At 71.1% G+C, this 17,108-nt stretch carries 13 protein-coding genes and 3 pseudogenes; 12 read left to right on the top strand and 4 right to left on the bottom strand.

All coding sequences use genetic code 11. From position 1 onward, the window contains the following. Positions 1–346 precede the first annotated feature (346 nt). The 10 genes and pseudogenes from ABT297_RS17320 to ABT297_RS17275 all read left to right on the top strand — a co-directional run bounded on the left by ABT297_RS17320 (position 347) and on the right by ABT297_RS17275 (position 10,361). Positions 347–586, top strand: coding sequence for a tautomerase family protein (locus ABT297_RS17320; RefSeq protein WP_350550122.1), 240 nt, complete (start codon positions 347–349; stop codon positions 584–586). A 246-nt stretch (positions 587–832) separates the two neighbouring features. Then, the gene (gene pruA, locus ABT297_RS17315) at positions 833–2,461 is read left to right on the top strand and encodes an L-glutamate gamma-semialdehyde dehydrogenase (protein ID WP_350550119.1); all 1,629 of its coding nucleotides are present in this window, start codon (positions 833–835) and stop codon (positions 2,459–2,461) included. A 490-nt stretch (positions 2,462–2,951) separates the two neighbouring features. Then, positions 2,952–4,301: an acyltransferase gene (locus ABT297_RS17310; RefSeq protein WP_350550117.1), complete on the top strand. Its 1,350-nt coding sequence runs from the start codon at positions 2,952–2,954 to the stop codon at positions 4,299–4,301. 22 nt (positions 4,302–4,323) lie between these two features. Then, positions 4,324–4,532, top strand: a pseudogene (locus tag ABT297_RS43165) (ArsR/SmtB family transcription factor); the annotation flags it as partial. Continuing rightward, positions 4,454–4,753: pseudogene (locus tag ABT297_RS17300) on the top strand (hypothetical protein); the annotation flags it as partial. The pseudogenes ABT297_RS43165 and ABT297_RS17300, both read left to right, overlap by 79 nt. A gap of 64 nt (positions 4,754–4,817) precedes the next feature. Beyond that, positions 4,818–5,090: pseudogene (locus ABT297_RS17295) on the top strand (TIGR02391 family protein); the annotation flags it as partial. A gap of 605 nt (positions 5,091–5,695) precedes the next feature. Further along, positions 5,696–6,754 (top strand): ATP-binding cassette domain-containing protein, encoded by a 1,059-nt coding sequence (locus ABT297_RS17290; protein WP_350550115.1) that lies wholly within the window; start codon positions 5,696–5,698, stop codon positions 6,752–6,754. Next, entirely contained in the window at positions 6,754–7,581 is an 828-nt protein-coding gene (locus tag ABT297_RS17285) for an ABC transporter permease (protein ID WP_350550113.1), read from the top strand. The genes ABT297_RS17290 and ABT297_RS17285 overlap by 1 nt, the downstream gene beginning before the upstream one ends. A 525-nt stretch (positions 7,582–8,106) precedes the next feature. Further along, on the top strand, positions 8,107–8,580 hold the full coding sequence (locus ABT297_RS17280; RefSeq protein WP_350550111.1) for a winged helix-turn-helix domain-containing protein: 474 nt from the start codon (positions 8,107–8,109) through the stop codon (positions 8,578–8,580). After that, positions 8,577–10,361, top strand: a complete 1,785-nt coding sequence (locus ABT297_RS17275) for a non-ribosomal peptide synthetase (protein ID WP_350550108.1) — start codon at positions 8,577–8,579, stop codon at positions 10,359–10,361. The genes ABT297_RS17280 and ABT297_RS17275 overlap by 4 nt, the downstream gene beginning before the upstream one ends. Positions 10,362–10,420: 59 nt before the next feature. On the opposite strand, the gene ABT297_RS17270 is transcribed toward ABT297_RS17275, so the two are convergent. Continuing rightward, positions 10,421–11,632, bottom strand: a complete 1,212-nt coding sequence (locus ABT297_RS17270) for a cytochrome P450 (RefSeq protein ID WP_350550106.1) — start codon at positions 11,630–11,632, stop codon at positions 10,421–10,423. Positions 11,633–11,794: 162 nt separating this feature from the next. Between ABT297_RS17270 and ABT297_RS17265 the strand changes: the two genes are divergently transcribed. Both ABT297_RS17265 and ABT297_RS17260 read left to right on the top strand, forming a co-directional pair. Continuing rightward, on the top strand, positions 11,795–12,562 hold the full coding sequence (locus ABT297_RS17265) for a thioesterase II family protein (protein WP_350550104.1): 768 nt from the start codon (positions 11,795–11,797) through the stop codon (positions 12,560–12,562). An 87-nt stretch (positions 12,563–12,649) separates the two neighbouring features. Continuing rightward, complete coding sequence (locus ABT297_RS17260; protein WP_350550101.1) at positions 12,650–13,723, top strand: DNA glycosylase AlkZ-like family protein; 1,074 nt, start codon at positions 12,650–12,652, stop codon at positions 13,721–13,723. Here the strand turns inward: ABT297_RS17260 and ABT297_RS17255 are convergent. From ABT297_RS17255 to ABT297_RS17245, 3 genes are all read right to left on the bottom strand, one after another. Then, positions 13,699–14,556, bottom strand: a complete 858-nt coding sequence (locus ABT297_RS17255; RefSeq protein WP_350550097.1) for a sugar phosphate isomerase/epimerase family protein — start codon at positions 14,554–14,556, stop codon at positions 13,699–13,701. The genes ABT297_RS17260 and ABT297_RS17255 overlap by 25 nt on opposite strands. Further along, a complete protein-coding gene (locus tag ABT297_RS17250) occupies positions 14,538–15,269 on the bottom strand; it encodes a thioesterase II family protein (protein ID WP_350550095.1) in 732 nt (243 codons plus the stop codon). Before ABT297_RS17250 ends, ABT297_RS17255 begins: the two co-directional genes overlap by 19 nt. Before the next feature lie 62 nt (positions 15,270–15,331). Beyond that, positions 15,332–17,053 carry a non-ribosomal peptide synthetase gene (locus ABT297_RS17245; RefSeq protein ID WP_350550092.1) on the bottom strand — a complete coding sequence of 574 codons (1,722 nt, stop codon included), beginning with the start codon at positions 17,051–17,053 and terminating at the stop codon, positions 15,332–15,334. Positions 17,054–17,108: the final 55 nt, after the last annotated feature.

Raw genomic sequence — 17,108 nt, 5'->3', positions numbered from 1 at the left:
TGACAACCTGAAGGCACGGCTTCTAGCGTCTGCCGGCAACGGAGTCCAAGACGAGCTGACCCGATGAGGCGGCGCGCACGGCCGCGGCGGAGTCCGGTATGCGTGGTGACGTCTCGCCTGGTCACGAGGCAGTCAAGGACGACGCAGGGCGCGGATGTTCAGGACCGGGTGCGAATCGAGCACCCCGGATAAGCGGATCCCGAACACCGAGCGGCCGGCAGTCGAAGACCTGTCACTCAAGATCAAGTAGGCGAGCGCTTCAACGCCAGCGACGCGGGACGGGCCTATCGCTCAGGGGTCGGCACCTGGTCGATGACCGTGAGTGACGGTCTGGGCTACTTGAAGTATGACGAGATTAGCCGGCAATGCCAGCAGAGCGAGGCGAAGGGGAGGGCCAGTGCCCGGGGTGAGGATCGAGATGTTCTCTGGTCGGACGATGACACAGAAGCGTGAGTTGGTCCGACGAGTGACCGACGCGGTGGTCGAGGCGCTCGGGGTCGACAAGGAGGGCGTCCGAGTGAAGATCATCGAAGAGGAGCGACACCACGTTGCGCACGGTGGCGTGCTCGGCAGTGAGCTGCCCTAGCCGGTGTGCCCCGGCCACTGTGAAGGGGCGATCGCGAGCGCGGGGGACGCCCGCCTGGTGCTCGCCCCGCTGGTGAGACCGCTGTTGACCGGCTCTGACGCCGGCCGTCGGACGACATCTGGCGGGCTTGGCCGCATGGCGGCAAGGCGCACATGATCGACTGCACGCAGCCGTACCCGGCTTGGCTCGATGCACTGTATGACAAGACCGAGCAGCCGACCTACTGGGCCAGGGAGAACAACGTTCATGGATGCCTTGACGGCGGTACCTTCGCCGACCAACGAGCCCGTGCTCGACCACACCCCGGGCAGCTCCGAGCGGGCCGACCTGGAGCGGCGCGTGGCGCAGCTATGGAACGAGAAGCACGACCTGCCGCACTGGATCGGCGGCCGACGGGTCATCGGTGGGCACTCCCGCACCGAGGTGACGGCGCCGTTCGAACACCGGCACGCGCTCGGCGTGCTGGCCGGCGCCACCGAAACCGAGGCGCGGGCCGCCGTCGACGCGGCCAAGGCGGCGGCGCCGATGTGGCGCGGGTTGACCTTCGACGACCGCGCCGCGATCTTCCTCAAAGCCGCCGACCTACTCAGCGGTCCGTGGCGGTCCACGCTCAACGCCGCCACCATGCTCGGCCAGGCCAAGACGGCGATCCAGGCCGAGATCGACGCGGCGTGCGAGCTGATCGACTTCTGGCGCTTCAACGTCCACTTCGCCCGCACGATCCTCGGCGAACAGCCAATGGTCAACGCCAAGGGCGTGTGGAACCGAAGCGACCACCGGCCGCTCGACGGGTTCGTCTATGCGATCACCCCGTTCAACTTCACGGCGATCGCCGGGAACCTCCCAACCGCACCGGCGCTGATGGGCAACACCGTCATCTGGAAGCCGTCGCAAGCCCAGGCGCTCGCCGCCCACTTCACCATGGCGCTGCTGGAGGAAGCAGGACTCCCGCCCGGTGTCATCAATCTGGTGCACGGCGACGGCGTGCCGGTGTCGAATGTGGCGCTCGCCGACCAGGATCTCGCCGGTATCCATTTCACCGGCTCGACGGGCACCTTCCGCAAGCTCTGGCGGGCGGTCGGGGAGAACATCGCGAACTACCGCTCGTACCCGCGGATCATCGGCGAGACCGGCGGCAAGGGCTTCATCCTGGCCCATCCGAGCGCCTCCGCGCGGGTGCTGCGCACGGCGATGCTGCGCGGCGCCTTCGAGTACCAGGGCCAGAAATGCTCAGCGGCCTCGCGCGCGTACGTGCCGCGCAGCATCTGGAGCGGGCTGCGCGACGACATCGTCGCGAGTACCGAGGCATTGACGATGGGACCGCCGACCGACTTCACCAACTTCATGTCCGCGGTGATCGACAGTCGGGCATTCGCCACCCACAAGACCGCCATCGACCGTGCCCACGCCACAGCGTCGGTGCGGGTCCTCGCCGGCGGGACGTATGACGACAGCGTCGGCTACTACGTCCGGCCCACGCTGCTGGAGGTCGCAGACCCCGGCGACGAGGCGTTCACCACCGAGTACTTCGGCCCGATTCTCGCCGTGCACGTCTACCCGGACGACGAGTACGACAGCGTGGTCCGACAACTGGAGTCGGTGACCGACTACGCGCTCACCGGCGCGGTCATCGCACAGGACCGGGCGGCGATCGCGCGCGCCACCGAGACGCTTCGTTTTGCGGCCGGCAACTTCTACATCAACGACAAGCCCACCGGCGCGGTGGTCGGGCAGCAGCCGTTCGGCGGATCGCGTGCCTCGGGTACCAACGACAAGGCCGGTGCCGCGACCAACCTGCTGCGATGGACGTCGCCCCGGTCCATCAAGGAGACCTTTGTGCCACCCACACACCATGGATACCCGCACATGGAGTGACCGCAGTGAGGTTCCACCCCAGGACCCGGACACCGGGGGTTTCACGCCGCGAGGGCGATGGGTTGACGGTAGCAGACACGGGCCTCGTACTGGGTCGGCCGGCACCGCAAGCGGCTGGAGCATCTGACCGCGGACAAGGCGTACGGGTCGAAGGCCGGCCGCCGGTCGCTGCGGGCACGGGGCATCCCGCACACCATTCCGGAGCGGACTGATGTGCGGGCCAGCCGCGCCCGCAAAGGGATCGCGGGGCGGGCGGCCTCAACGTTACGAGGGGAGCCGCACACCCGGATCCTTGGTGAATCGCGGCCACGCCTGCACAACCTGCTTTCCGGCATTGCCACAGCTTGGCATGCACGACGCCGGCATCAAGGCCAAGCCCCCTGGAGGGGTGCCTACATAGCGCCGCCGGTCTGTCCGCTCGGCCGATGCCGCGGCAGCGCTTGGTTTACGAAGATCGATACTTTGAGCCGCAGCGTCGTGAGGGGTATCCATGGGTGGCTGGCCGCAACTGCGCGAGAGCCGGACCGTCACGTCGGGCCAGGCGCCCGGCACGGTGATCCGGTGCGGCCTGCGGGACACGCTGCTGTCGAACGTCCCGGTCTCGATCGTGCTGTTCTTCGCCCGGCCGCTGCCCGCCGACGACCTGGCGAAGGGGCTGGCGCGGGCGCTGGCCGCGGTTCCCGTCTTCGGCGGGCGGATGCGCACCACCGGCGACCTGCTGGAGATCGTCTGCAGCGACGAGGGCGTACCGATGGAGTTCTACACCATCGACGACACGCTCGCCGAGGCCGTCAGCCGCGTCGCGATGCCCAATTCGGGGCTGGCCAACCACTGCGAGGCGACGAAGGCGCGCGACGGCGGGCTGCCGCTGCTGACCGTGCGGGTCACCGAGTTCTCCGACGGCGGCACCGCCGTGTGCACCTCGTTCCACCACTCGGTCGGCGACATGCAGACCTACATGCTGTTCATGCAGGCGTGGTCGGCGGCGGTCGACGGCGGGGAGATGCCGGAGGCCGTCGTCGTGGAGGACCGCGACGGGTACCTCGACGAGATCCTGCCGCCGAGCGACGGCGGGATGCCGAGCTTCCGGCTGCCGGAGCCCGCCGAGGCCGAGGCGCTGGCCGCCGAGCTGGCGGCGGCCGCCCGGGCGAACCGGACCGTGCAGATCTACTTCGGCACGCAAGAGGTGGCCCGGATGCGCGACGAGCTCGCCGCCGAGGCCGGGCGCTGGCTGTCGACCAACGACGTGCTCGCCGCGCACATCCACACCGCCCTGCGGGACCTCGACGACTACGACGGGGTGCGGCACATCTCGATGCCGGTGAACATCCGGCCCCGGCTGGACCTGCCGCCCGCGGTGGTCGGCAACATCCTCAGCGAGGTGTACGTCCCGTGCGCCCCGGAGACGACGACCGCGCAGTTCGCCGCCCAGATCCGCGCCACCATGGACGACCTCGCCGTCACGCCGCCGAGCTTCCGGGCCGACGAGCGCCTCATCGAGCAGCTCGGCCGCGACCGGCTGCCCGACCTCGTGCCGTACGCGTTCGACCCGCCGCGCCGCACGTTCAGCCTCTCCAACTGGACCCGCTTCGGCGTCGTCGACGTCACCCTCGGCGGGCAGCGGCCGGTGATGGTGAGCCCGACCACCGCCGTCTCCCTGCCATGGGTCGCCTGGCTGGTGGAGGGCTTCGACGGCGCCGGGTACCTGCTCACGATCGTGGTGCCGGTGCGCTTCGCCGGCAAGCTGCGCGGCGAGGCGGGACGCGCCCGGCTGCACCGCTTCCGGGCCGACGACGACGAGCTGCCGCCGCTGGCCGTGGCCGCGGGCCGGATCATCTGAGCGGTTCCCGCCTCGGTCGAGGGGAGAGGTGGGCGTCTGCGAACTCACCCCAACGCTCGAACTGTCCGGGCCGACCATCTCGCACCACCTGAAGACCTGCGCGAAGCCGGGCTCGTCGACGCCGGTCGCCGCGGCACCTGGGTCTACTGCGGGTGCCGTTGTGGGACTTGGGTGGCTTGTCCCGTACCTGGCTGGTGGGGTCTTCAACGATCCGTTGCCGGCGGACGGTGAGGGTGGCCAGGCGGCGGGCCGAACTGCGCCCGCCGCTGACCATCATCGTCCTCGACCCCGACGAGGGCGGCCGGCTCATCAAGGCGGAGGCCGTCGCCGCCACCCTGGACGACATCGCCCGGCTCACCGACCGCCTTCGGACCGAGTTGCGCCGCCGGGGGGTGCACGCGCAGGTGCTCCACTACTGCGAGGACGAGCTCGTACGTGAGTCGCTGTTCCATGCGGTATTCGAGGCGACCAAAGGCGTCAGCGAGCGGCTGCGCCAGATGACCGGGCCTACAGCTCGACGGTGCGGCCATGGTCGACAAGGCGCTCTGCGGCAATGCGCCGTGCCTTCGGGTGAACGCCCTGCGAAGCGCGACGGACGCCAGCGAGCAGAGCGGCTTCGCGAACCTCCTTACGGGCATCTTTGGCATGTTCCGCAACCCGCCGGCGCACACTACCCGCGCTCGGACCTCGTGGACGCTCACCGAGCCCGACGCCCTGGACCTGTTCACCATGCTGTCCCTGGTGCATCGCCGCCTCGACAACGCCCGGATCGTCCCGCAGGACCAGTGACTGCGCTACAACACCTGGTCAAGTGTCGTTCGTGGTGCCGCGTCCACACTGGACTTTCACCCACGACGAGGTGCCCGATGCGGGATGACCCGAGCCACCGGCCGCACGTACCACCATCTGCTCGAACTGCTCGACCGGATGACCGCAACCGACTGACGCGAAAGCTCGGGCCATGCCGCTTCACATGATCGACCTGCCTGGCGGACGGGTACGAGGCGCACGCCGCGCACGAGGCCGAACGGCGCCGTTGCGTTGTGGGATCGCAGGACGCGCTGGCGGTTTCTCTTGACGGTCGCAACGCTTCCTAGATCATCGGGGCCTCGCATGATGCAATGTAGGTATGTTTATTAGCGTTCAGGTTGGGTACTAAAAGTCGTTCGACACTCAATCCAGGGCTATTGTTTCGCGACAGTCACTGTCAATCTCGGACAAAACTCCGAATGGTGGATATGGTTCGGGATGTTTCATATTAGGTGTGACGAAGACCACAGTTTGGCCGGATATTCTTTGTGGATCACGGAGTCGCGGCGCGGAGCCCTGGGCGGGACTGACACGTTCGTGAAAGAACCCCTCGCGCGCGCGGGCGGTTTGCGTTAACTGAATACATGGGTGATGCAATCGTTCTAGAGGGATTGCGCAAGCGGTTCGGGGACACGACCGCGCTCGATGGATTCGATCTTGTGGTGCCCGAGGCGACAGTCGTAGGGCTGCTGGGGCCGAACGGGGCCGGCAAGACGACCGCGGTGCGGATCGTGTCGACGCTGCTGCGTCCGGACGGCGGAAGCGCCAAGGTGTTCGGCGCGGATGTCGTGTCACAAGCAAACCGAGTGCGCGCCTGCATTGGCCTGACCGGTCAGTTCTCGGCGGTGGACGAGATCCTCACCGGCGCCGAGAATCTCCGGCTGGCCGGCCGGCTGCACCGGCTCGGCGCCCGGGAGGCGCACTCTCGCGCCGAGCAGCTACTGGCGGTGTTCGACCTCACCGAGGCGGCGAACCGGCAGGTCAAGACGTACTCCGGCGGCATGCGCCGCCGGCTGGACCTGGCCGCCAGCCTCATGGCGCGGCCGCGCCTGCTCATCCTCGACGAGCCGACGACTGGCCTGGACTCCCGCAGCCGGATGGCGATGTGGGACGTCATCGCCGAGCTGCGGTCCGCCGGAACGACGGTCCTGCTCACCACCCAGTACCTCGAGGAGGCCGATCGGCTCGCCGACTCGATCGCCGTGATCGACCGCGGCCGGCTCGTCGCCAGCGGCACCGCGAGCGAGCTGAAGGCTCAGGTGGGCGGTGAGCACCTGGAGCTGGTCCTCGCCGACCGCGCCGACCGCGATGCCGCACTCGAGGTGCTGGCCGGCTTCGGTGCGGAGTCCGCCGACACCGAGCAGAACCACGCGGCGGTCACCGTCGACCTGGCGAACCGGTCGCTCGACGACCTGCCCGACATGCTCATCGCGCTTCGGAAGCGCTCGATCGGCGTCGCTGATGTCGCGGTACGCCGGCCGACGCTGGACAGTGTGTTCCTCCGGCTCACCGGTCACCCCGCCTCCACCGACGACTCGGAGGACAAGGCGGGCGGCGGACCGGCGAACAGTAGTGAGCGGACGTCGCGCCGCGGTGCCGATGCTAAGCGCGAAGCGGTGACCGCCGGATCGAGGGAGGGCTGATGGTCTCGACTACCGGAGTGTTCGCGTCCGGGCCGGTTACCCGTGACGCCACGTCGACGAGCCCGCGGTGGTGGCTGTCGGACGCGTGGCAGATGGCGCTGCGTAACCTGCGCCGCATCCAGCGGACCCCGGAGCTGGTGATGTACGCGGTCGTGCAGCCGTTGATGTTCATCCTGCTGTTCGCCTACGTGTTCGGCGGCGCGATCAACGTCGGCGGCGTCGGATACCGCCAGTTCCTGATGCCGGGCATCTTCGTGATGATGGTGCTGTTCTCCTCCGTCGCGGCCACCACGGTGACGCTCGCCGAGGACATGCAGCGGGGGATCATCGACCGGTTCCGTTCGATGCCGATGACGCGCTCGTCGGTCCTGGTCGGCCGGACCCTTTCGGAGCTGATCCGCACACTCGTCGCGGTCGTCGTCATGATCATCATGGGGCTGGTGATCGGGTTCCGGTTCCACGGCGGCTTCGGCGCGGCGATCGGCGGGTTCGCGCTGCTGCTGCTCTTCGGGACCGCGTTCGCCTGGATCGGCGCCGTCCTGGGACTGACCGCACCGAGCACCGAGGCGGCCTCCTCCGCCGGCACCGTCTGGCTGTTCCCGTTCGCCTTCATCAGCTCGGCGTTCGTGCCCACCGGTTCGATGCCCGGCTGGTTGCGGGTCTACGCCGATCACAGCCCGGTGACGGTGACGGTCAACGCGCTTCGCGACGCCTTCGAGCGAGGTCAATTCGGCTCCGCGGCGTGGCAGTCGCTGATCTGGTCGGTCTGCCTGCTCGCGGTGTTCGCGCCGCTGGCCACGACGCTGTACGCCAGACGCAGCCGTTAGCTCCGGCAAGATCCGACGACGCTCGGACCGGGCCGCGCGTACGCCGATATCGCCTGTCGATATCGGCGCAGCGGCGTATGCACGCCCGCCCGGTGCGGCGCCGCCGGCCCGCGGAAAACGATCCGCGATGAATTTCGCTCTCAGGTGGACACATTCGAGAAACTGTTTCAGGATAGTCTATGTGCCGCCCGATTGGGGGAGCCGGCGAATTTTCGCTGCCCGCTGGGTAGGTGCACGGGTCCCGTTGGACCTGGGTCAGGGTATCTGGTCGATGTTCGCTTGAGGGCGTGCCGCCAATTGCCCTGGCGTAATGCTGCGCAGAACGACCGATGTAGACAATCGTGCTCGGAGGACCACGGCATGAACCAAGGAACTCTGGTGGCAACGGCCCCACCTCGGCAGCGTTCTACCGCCAATACCGTCGACCGGCGATCGGCCGCCCCCGTGGTTGATCGCTCCCGGTGGCTCGCAGGGCAGCGCGTCCTCGGCCGCAATCGTCTCCAGCGTCAGCCCCCTCGTGATGTCATGTTCCTGCGATGGCCGCACGAGGAGGAGAAGCGCTCGGAGCTGCTCGCCGACCGCATCCCGATCCTGTGGGTGGTGGAGTCGACGTACGCGCCCCCGCAGTCACTGGACCCGATCGAGGACTGGGTGCGCCTGCCGATGCCCAAGCCCGACATCGAGGCCCGCGTCGCGTGTCTGATGCAGCGGGCGCGCGCCGAAGCCGTACCCGTGATCGGACCCGACAACGTGCTGCACACCAGTGCCGGGCGGCTGGCGCTGGCCGACTCCGAGGCGGCGATCCTGGCCCCGCTGGCCGAGAACTTCCAGCGCGTGGTGCTGCGCCGGGATTTGGTGCAGCGCGCCTGGGGAACGCCATCCGACGAACACCGCAACGCGCTGGATCTGCGGATCCTGCGGCTGCGCCGGCGCATCGCACCGCTTGGGCTGGAGATCAAGACGGTGTGGGGCCGCGGGTACATGCTGGAGCTGGCATGAGCGCCGCCGCCAACCGCCTCGCGGGCACGTTCCCGCAGCTGTTCGAGGACGTGGTGGCGCGCCGCGCCGACACCGTCGCGGTGGTCGGCACCCGGGGTCGCCTGACCTACGCGCAGCTGGCCGGCCGGTCGCGGCGAGTCGCCCGCGGGCTGATCGCGAAAGGGGTCGGTCCCGAGGACGTCGTCGCCGTGGTGGCCGACCGCAGCACCGACGACTGGCTCGTGGCGATCCTCGGGGTACTGCTTTCCGGCGGTGGGTACCTCGCGATCGATCCGGCCTATCCGGCGGAGCGGGTCAGCTTCATGCTGTCCGATGCCGCCCCCAAACTCGTTCTCGTCCCCGCGCCGCTGGACTGGGACGCCGGACTGCCGAGTGTGGTGATCGAGGCGGTCATCGCCGACGAGCCGGACGACTCGGCGATCCGCCCGGCCGAGCGGACGGCGGCGCTGGCCCCGGACAACCTCGCCTACCTGATCTACACCTCGGGCTCGACGGGCACGCCGAAAGGCGTGGCGGTGACCCACGCCGGCCTGGCCGCGCTCGCGGCGACGCAGCGGCGGGTGATCGGCACCGGCCCGTCCGACCAGGTGCTGCAGTGGGCCTCGCCGAGCTTCGACGCGGCGTTCTGGGACGTCACGCTCGCGCTGCTGCACGGCGCCACCCTGCACCTGGCCGCGCCGGAGCAGCTCCTGCCCGGGGAACCGCTGGCGGAGACGCTGCGCCGCCGCGGCATCACCTGCGCCACCCTGCCCCCGGTGGCGCTCGCCGCTCTGGACGCCGGCGGCGACCTGCTGGCCGGCCGTACGGTGGTCTCCACCGGCGATACCTGCACGCGGGGCATCGTCGACGGGTGGGCGCGGGGCCGCCGGCTGATCAACGGCTACGGGCCGACCGAGACGACCGTCGGGGCAACCCTGAGCGCGCCGCTGGTCCCCGGCGTGCCGGCCCACATCGGAACGCCGTTCGACGGCGCCCGGGTCGACGTGGTCGACGGGGCGCTGGACGAGGTCCCGAGCGGCGCCGTGGGCGAGTTCCTGGTGGCCGGCCCTGGTGTGGCGCGCGGATATCATCGCCGACCCCGGCTGACCGCCGAACGCTTCCGGCCGGATCCGCGCGGAACCGGGGGGCAGCGGGCGTACCTCACCGGCGACCTCGGCTGCCGCCGCACGGACGGCCGGCTGCAGTTCGCGGGCCGGCGCGACGACCAGGTCAAGATCCGCGGGTTCCGGGTCGAGCTCGGGGAGATCGAGGCCACGCTTGCCCAGCACCCCGACGTGCTGGCCGCCGCCGTCGCGGTGCGGCCGATCGGCGACGGTCCGGACACGGCCATCCTCGCCTGGGTGACCACCGCGTCCGGCCGCACCGACGCCGGCCCGTTGCGCCGGTATCTGGCCCAGCGCCTGCCCCGGCACCTGGTGCCGGCGGTCATCTCGGCGCTGCCCGACATGCCGACCAACGCGCACGGCAAGATAGATCGTGCGGCGCTGCCGACCCCGAACCCCTCGGCGCTGCTGGCCGAGCCGGCACCGGGGGCCGCCGCGCCGGAGGAGGACGAGGTCGAGCGCTCGGTGCGCGCGCTGTTCGAAGAGTCGCTGCAGATGACGAACCTCGCACCGGACGACAACTTCTTCGACCTCGGCGGTGACTCGATCCGCTACACCAGGCTGATCAGCCGGCTCAACCGGCAGCTCGAGGTCCGTCTGCCGCTCAAGGAGGCGTTCCTGGGCGCCAGCCCGCGGGCGGTCGCGCGGCTGGCCAGGTCGGCGGTGCCGACCGGCTGACGGGTGAGCGACGCTACACCGGCTGCCCGGCGCGCACGGCGCCGGGCAGCCGTCGCGTCTCACCCCGCGGGGACCAGCCTCGCCGGCACGCTGCTGTAGCCGGACAGGAAGTTGGAGTACACCTGCCGCGGCGGCGCCGGCAGCTCGATCGCGCGGACCTGCTCGCGCAGCGCCTCCAGCAGCAGGCGCAGCTCCAGTCTGGCCATCACCGCACCGAGGCAGAAGTGCCGACCCTGGCCGAAGGTCACATGATCGTTCGGCTGCCGGGTGATGTCGAAGCGGCCCGGGTCGGCGAAGTGCCGCTCGTCGAAGTTGGCCGAGATGTTCCACAGCGTGACGACGTCGCCCTTGCGCACGGCCGCGGCGCCGATCCGCACGTCGCTCAGCGCGGTGCGGGCGAAGTGCATCGACGGCGTGCTCCAGCGCAGCACCTCCTCGACCGCGGCTTCGACCGGCGCGCCGGCGCGCAGGCGGCGCCACTGCCCGGGATGGCGCGCGAACAGCACCGCGGCGCAGCATGCCGACATCCGGGTGGACTCGTCGCCGCCCAGGATCAGCGAGTAGCAGTTCAGCGCCACGGCGTCGTCGTCCAGCGGCTGCCCGTCGACCCGCACGGTGGCCAGCGCGCTGACGATGTCGTCGCCGGGCCGCTCGCGGCGCTCGGTGATCAGCTCGTTGAAGTAGAACAGGATCTCCGCCCGGGCCGCGTGGGCGTCCAGCGCCGTCGTGCCGGGGTCGTCCGAGGACAGTGCCGCCTTGTTCCAGGCGAGCAGGTGAGGACGGTCGGCGTCGGGAATCGCCATCAGGTCGCAGATCGCCTCGATCGGCAGGCGGTCGGCGACCTCGGTGGCGAAGTCGACCGTCTGCCGATCGACCGCGGACGCGACGATCCGCCGGGTCCGCTCCCGGATGCTCGGGGTCACCGCCGCGAGCGCCCGTGGGGTGAAGAACCGGGTCATCACCTTGCGAATCGCGCGGTGCCGGGGACCGTCAGTGACCGCCAGCATGCGCCCGCCGGCCGGATCGCGCCCCGCGAGCAGGACGTCCAGGACGCTGCCGCGCTCCGACGTGAAGTGCTCGTTGTCGCGGTACACCGCCACCACGTCGTCGTAGCGGCTCACCACCCAGAAACCGGAGTCCTTGTACGGGTGCCAGTACACCGGGCTCGTGCTTCGTACGCTGGACCATAGCCGGTGCATGTCGTTGAGCTGGAAGGTCTCCGGCGCGGTCAGGTCGTAGTCGGCAATGTGCCGCGTCGTGACGTCCTGCATCGTGACCACCCCCTGCCCATGGCCGGCGCCGACCGCCGGCGCCGACGGTCCTACTGTCCCAGGGAATCCTGTGGCGATCCGGCCATCCCTTCGGCGTTCCTTCGCGACTGAAGTGCGCAAGGAATCGGGCAACGGCGACGCTGCGCGCGGCATGCTGAAACGGTGACCAGCAGGAGCGTGACGTCCCCGAAGCGGTGGCTGCGCGGCACGGACCCGGGCAGCGGCGAGCCGCGGATCGTGTGCTGCCCGCACTCCGGCGGCAACGCCGCCTACTTCCGGCCGTGGCAGGAGCTGGGGCCGCCGGGCGTCAGCGTCCTGGCGGTGCAGTACCCCGGCCGGCACGACCGGCTCGCCGAGCCGTACGCCGGCAGCGTCGAGCAGATCGCCGACGCCCTCGCCGAGGAGATCGGCCGGCACCCGGCGCCGACGGTGCTGTTCGGCCACAGCATGGGCTCGTCGGTGGCGTACGAGACGGCGCGTCGGCTGCGCGACGCCGGCCTGCCGCTCGACGGCCTCGTCGTGTCCGCGCACACGCCGCCGGACGTTGCGGTCGACAGCAACATCCACCTCCTGTCGGAGGCTCAGATGTGGCAGGCGCTGACCGAGCTGGGCGGCACCGAGCCGGAGATCCTGCAGCTGGTCGCTCTGCGCGAGCTCTTCACGCCGCTGGTGCGGGCCGACCTCGCGCTCGACGCCACGTACCGGCAGCCCGCGGCCGCCGGCAGCCTCGACGTTCCGGTGGTGGCGATCGCCGGCGACCAGGACGCGGTGGCGCCGCCGGACGCGGTGCGAGGCTGGCGCGAGGTCACCACCGGCCGGTTCGAGCTGCACACGTTCGACGGCGACCACTTTTACCTGCAGCGGCACGCCGCAGCCGTGGTGGCGCTCGCCGCCGGGCTGCTGCCGGCGCCGGGTCAGGCGGCCGGTTGACGCCGCCGGGAAAACCTGTCCCGGCCGCGAAGGACTTCCCGGCGCCGCCGCTCGGCCGCTGCTAGCGTGGTTCGCGTGGCAGCCGCGATGACTGTTGACCGAGAGCAATGGATCGGATTCCGGTGGCAACGGCACGGCCTGGACGGTCAGTCGAGTGACAGGTCCCTCGACGACCTTTTCGCCCTCGGCGTGCAGGGCGGTCGTCAGGCCGGCGCCGAGCTGTCGTTGATGCAGCGGGCGAGCAAGATCGGCGGTGCGCTGGCGGTCGAGGCGATCGGCCCGGACGGCCCCCTCGTCAACCTATGGTCGGTCCGCGGAGCGCCGCACGCCCACCGGATCACCCACGTCGACTTCATCCGCGACGCGCTGGCCCCCGACGCCTCCGACGAGGGCGGAACGCGCTACGTGGCGGCGGTGGACGAGGTGGCCGGGGCGCTGCGCTCGGTGGTGAAGGGCCGGATGTCCAAGGCCGACGCGAGCCGCGCCGTCGCCGACCAGGTGTCCAAGTCGCTGGTGAGCTGGTGCGAGCGCTGCAAGGCCACCCACGTGCCCGACGGGACGTTCCGGGCGGCGGGCCTGCAGGCGCAGGTCGTGCTCGGCCCCGAAGAGCGACGGGCGACCACGCTGTGCCCGAAGCCGCGCCATCGCCAGCACAAGGTGAGCGACGCCCGGCTGGAACTGGTGCGGACGTACCTGCGGGTGAACGGCCCGTCGACCAAGACGTTGCTGCGCGAGTGGCTCGGCGGTGCGGAGGCGACCGTCGCGACGTGGTCGCGCCTCGACGATCTCGTCAAGGTCCAGGTCGCCAACAAGCGCTACGAGCTGCCCGAGGAGCTGCTCGACGCGGTGCGCAAGGCCCCGAAGGCGTCGGGCGTGGTGCTCGTGCCGGCGAACGACCCGTATCTGCGGCAGGTCGATCGGAGCCTGCTGGTGCCCGACAGCCGGCAGCGGCAGCAGATCTGGAAGGCGCTGTCCGGGCCGGGGGCGCTGCTGGTCGACGGCGAGGTCGCCGGATTCTGGCGGTATCGCGGCAGCGAGCACAAGCTGAATATCACCACGTTCACCGACCTGAAGCCGGCGCAGCGCAGCAAGGCGGAGAAGAACGCCGCCCTCGTCGCCGAGGCCAACCGCGACGATCAGCCCAAGGTCGTCTGGGACTGACCAGCCACCGCCGCGCCGGACAGCGTGCGCTCGGTCGCGTCGCGCGCCCGCAGCGCCACCTCTGCGGCCCGGGCCGCGGGCACCGGCGTGGTGAAGACCTCCGGCCCGACCGGGCAGCGCGGGTGCGGCGCCGTCGCGGCCAGCAGCCGGCGCAGCGCGAAGCTTCCCTCGCCGGGCATCAGCCGCCCGGTCGTGCTCTCCACGACCGGGTCGGCGCCGGGCGTTGCCGGTCCGTCGGCCAGCTGGAGCGCGCCCACCGCCTCCGGCGGCACATCGGCGATCCGGTTGCGTGGGTCGCGGAAGAAGTGCCAGGTGTCGATCGTCAGGCGCACGTCCGGGCCGGCCGCCAGGCACAGCTCATACGCCGCGGCGAGGTTCGGGATGCCGGAGGACACCTGCGCCTCGACCGCCACGGTGATGCCCCGCCGGCGGGCCCGGGCGGCGAAGTCCGCGAGATGCGCACCAGCCGCGTGCGGCAGGGCACGCCACGTGACGTCGATGGCGTTGAGCAGGGTGATGCCGAAGCGCTCGCCCAGCTCCAGGCAGCGGGCCGCCGACATCGCCGCGTGGACGCGATGCGCGGGATGCGCCGCAACCGGATCGGGCAGCCAGGACGCCACCGGGTCCAGGCATGCCAGCGCCACGCCGCAGCGGGTCAGCTCCGCCCGCAGCCGCGGCTCGTCGCCGACGACGAGCACGGCGTCCAGCTCGGCCGGCGCGACGGACAGCCCGGCAAAGCCGGCACGCCCCGCCGCGCGGATGCGGGTCCACAGGTCGTGGCCGGCCAGGGTGCCCGCCCACAGGCACAGCGACGTCATCGGTGCCCCAGGCATCCGGCGATGGACGTGGCGAGCTCGGCAACGACCCGCGACACCTCGCTGTGGATGAAGAAGTGCCCGCCGGGCAGCATCGAGCAGCGGAACGGCCCGACGGTCTGCGCCCGCCAGGCCCGGATTGCCTCCGCCGACGCCTCGGGGTCGCGGTCGCCGCCGAGCGCGTGCAGGTACAGGTCCAGCGGCGGCTCCGGCCGGTAGCGGTAGGTGTCGACGTACCTGAAGTCGGCGCGCAGCGGAGGCAGGACCAGCTCCCGCAGTTCTGGGTCGTTCAGCACGACCTCGGGCAGGGCACCCAGCGCGATCACCCGGCGCAGGAACGCGGCGTCGTCGAGGCCGGAGTCCTCGGGCGTGGGCACGGGCAGCTGCGGCGCCGGGCAACCGGACACCGCCAGCAGCGCGGGGTGGCGCCGCCCCCGGCGGCGCAGCTCGCGGGCCAGCTCGAACGCCAGGCGGGCACCGACGCTGTGCCCGTACAGCCCGTAGGGCCGGTCCAGCCACTCCTCGACGCCGTCGGCCAGCCGGTCCAGGTCGATCTGCGGCGCCTCGGCGATGCGATGCTCGCGCCCGGGCGGGCAGATCGGCAGCACCTCCACGTCGACCCGCTCCGACAGCAGCGCCGGCCAACCGCGGAACGCGGTCGCGCCGGCGCCGGCGGAGGGGATGCAGAACAACCGGAACGCGGCGTCCGGCCTCGGCAGCGACCGGGTCACCCAGCGTCCCGCCGCCCGTCCGCGGGCCGCCGGCGGGCGACCGCCCATCGTGCGGTGCGCCGTCACGGCCGGCCGCCCTCCGCCGCTGCGGCCTGCCGCCGCTCCACCAGCTCGGCGAGGTCCGCCACGGTCTGGTGGCCCAGGAACTCCTCGGCCGTCACCTCGATGCCCACCTCGCCCAGGTCCGCCAGCAGCGAGATCACCCGGAGCGAGTCGCCGCCGAGCAGGAAGTAGTTGTCGTGCCGGCCGACCTGGTCGATCTGCAGGTTGTCCGCCCACACGAGGCTCAGCTGCTTCTCCAGCGGGGAGATCGGCTCCTCATAGCCGTCGAGCCCGTCGAGGTCGGCCCGGCTCGCCCACGGATAGGGCAGCGCGGCGCGATCGACCTTGCCGTTCGGGTCCAGCGGGATGTCGTCGAGCACGCGGACGTACGACGGCAGCATGTAGGTGGGCAGCCGCTCGCGCAGCCATCGCATCAGGTGCGGTGCCGACACGGGGGAGTCGCTCGCGGGCGCGACGAACGCGCCGAGCCGCTTCTCCGTGCCGACGTCGAAGACCTTGACGGCGGCCTGGCCCACGTCCGGGTGGGCGACGAGCATGTTCTCGATCTCGGGCAGCTCGATTCGGAACCCCCGGATCTTGACCTGCCGGTCCACCCGGCCGTGGATGAGGAACGCCCCGTCCGCCGCCACGCTGCCCAGGTCGCCGGTGCGGTATCGGCGCCCGCCCGGCGTCGTCGCGTCCGGGTCCGGCACGAACCGTTCGGCGGTGAGGCGCGGGCGGCGGTAATACCCCCGCGACACCCCGGCGCCGCCGATGAGGATCTCGCCGACGCCGTCGTCCTGCCCGTCGTCGGCGATGACCATGCGCTCGCCGCGTGGCGGCGTCCCGATCGGCACCGACTCCAGCCGCTGGCCCGGCACCGCCTGGTAGATGCCGGAGTACACCGTCGTCTCCGACGGCCCGTAGGCGTTGAACAGGCCCCGGCGCGGCTGCGTGGCCGCGCGGCAGAACTGGTCCGGGCCGAGCACGTCCCCGCCGGCCTGCAGGACACCGACCGCCGACAGCGCGGCTGGGTCGTGCTCCACCATGAGGTGGAACACGCCGGCGGTCAGGAACATCCAGTCGGGGCGCACCGCGCGGATCTCGGCGGCCAGCTCCTTCACCGACCGGCCGCTCGACATGATCACCAGGCAGCCGCCGTGGCACAGCGCGCCCCAGATCTCGAACGCCGCGACATCGAACGATATCGAAACCGTTTGCGCAACCCGTTCGCCGGGGCCGACGCCGAGCCGAGGTTCGTCCATCAGCGCGCAGACGTTGCGGTGCTCCACCATGACGCCCTTGGGCCGCCCGGTCGAGCCGGACGTGTAGACGATGTAGGCGAGGTCCGCGCCGATCAGGTCGCGCCGCGGCGCGGCGCGCAGCGGTGCCGCCGCGGCCGCGTCCACATCGAGCTCGGTCAGCGTCAGCACCGCGCCGCAGTCCTCCTTCATGAAGGACTGGCGAGCCGACGGGTACTCCGGATCGACCGGGATGTAGCAGCCGCCGGCCTTGAGGACGGCCAGGAAGGAGACGATCACCCGGTAACCGCGGGGCATCTGCACGGCGACCGGATCCTCGATCCCGACGCCGTCGTCGGCCAGCCGCGCCGCCAGCGTCGACGCCAGCGCGTCGAGCTGGGCATAGGTCAGCGTGGTGGCACCGTCGACCACGGCGGGCGCGTCCGGCTGGCGGCGGGCCCACTGCTCGAAGCGACGGTGCACGAGGGTCTCGATCTCCACGTTCGCCTCCATCCGTGAACGGGTCTGCGGGTCAATGTGCTTCGCCGCGCGGTGG

It is taken from the genome of Dactylosporangium sp. NPDC000555 (assembly GCF_040300025.1).
Classification (GTDB): Bacteria; Actinomycetota; Actinomycetes; order Mycobacteriales; family Micromonosporaceae; genus Dactylosporangium.
This window is presented reverse-complemented; position numbering and strand designations above follow the sequence as displayed.

Excerpts from the sequence above, each read along its gene's own strand:
- ABT297_RS17320 (WP_350550122.1), top strand. The coding sequence starts at position 347 with ATGACGAGATTAGCCGGCAATGCCAGCAGAGCGAGGCGAAGGGGAGGG.
- pruA (WP_350550119.1), top strand. The coding sequence starts at position 833 with ATGGATGCCTTGACGGCGGTACCTTCGCCGACCAACGAGCCCGTGCTC.
- ABT297_RS17310 (WP_350550117.1), top strand. The coding sequence starts at position 2,952 with ATGGGTGGCTGGCCGCAACTGCGCGAGAGCCGGACCGTCACGTCGGGC.
- ABT297_RS17290 (WP_350550115.1), top strand. The coding sequence starts at position 5,696 with ATGGGTGATGCAATCGTTCTAGAGGGATTGCGCAAGCGGTTCGGGGAC.
- ABT297_RS17285 (WP_350550113.1), top strand. The coding sequence starts at position 6,754 with ATGGTCTCGACTACCGGAGTGTTCGCGTCCGGGCCGGTTACCCGTGAC.
- ABT297_RS17280 (WP_350550111.1), top strand. The coding sequence starts at position 8,107 with ATGTTCCTGCGATGGCCGCACGAGGAGGAGAAGCGCTCGGAGCTGCTC.
- ABT297_RS17275 (WP_350550108.1), top strand. The coding sequence starts at position 8,577 with ATGAGCGCCGCCGCCAACCGCCTCGCGGGCACGTTCCCGCAGCTGTTC.
- ABT297_RS17270 (WP_350550106.1), bottom strand. The coding sequence starts at position 11,632 with ATGCAGGACGTCACGACGCGGCACATTGCCGACTACGACCTGACCGCG.
- ABT297_RS17260 (WP_350550101.1), top strand. The coding sequence starts at position 12,650 with ATGACTGTTGACCGAGAGCAATGGATCGGATTCCGGTGGCAACGGCAC.
- ABT297_RS17255 (WP_350550097.1), bottom strand. The coding sequence starts at position 14,556 with ATGCCTGGGGCACCGATGACGTCGCTGTGCCTGTGGGCGGGCACCCTG.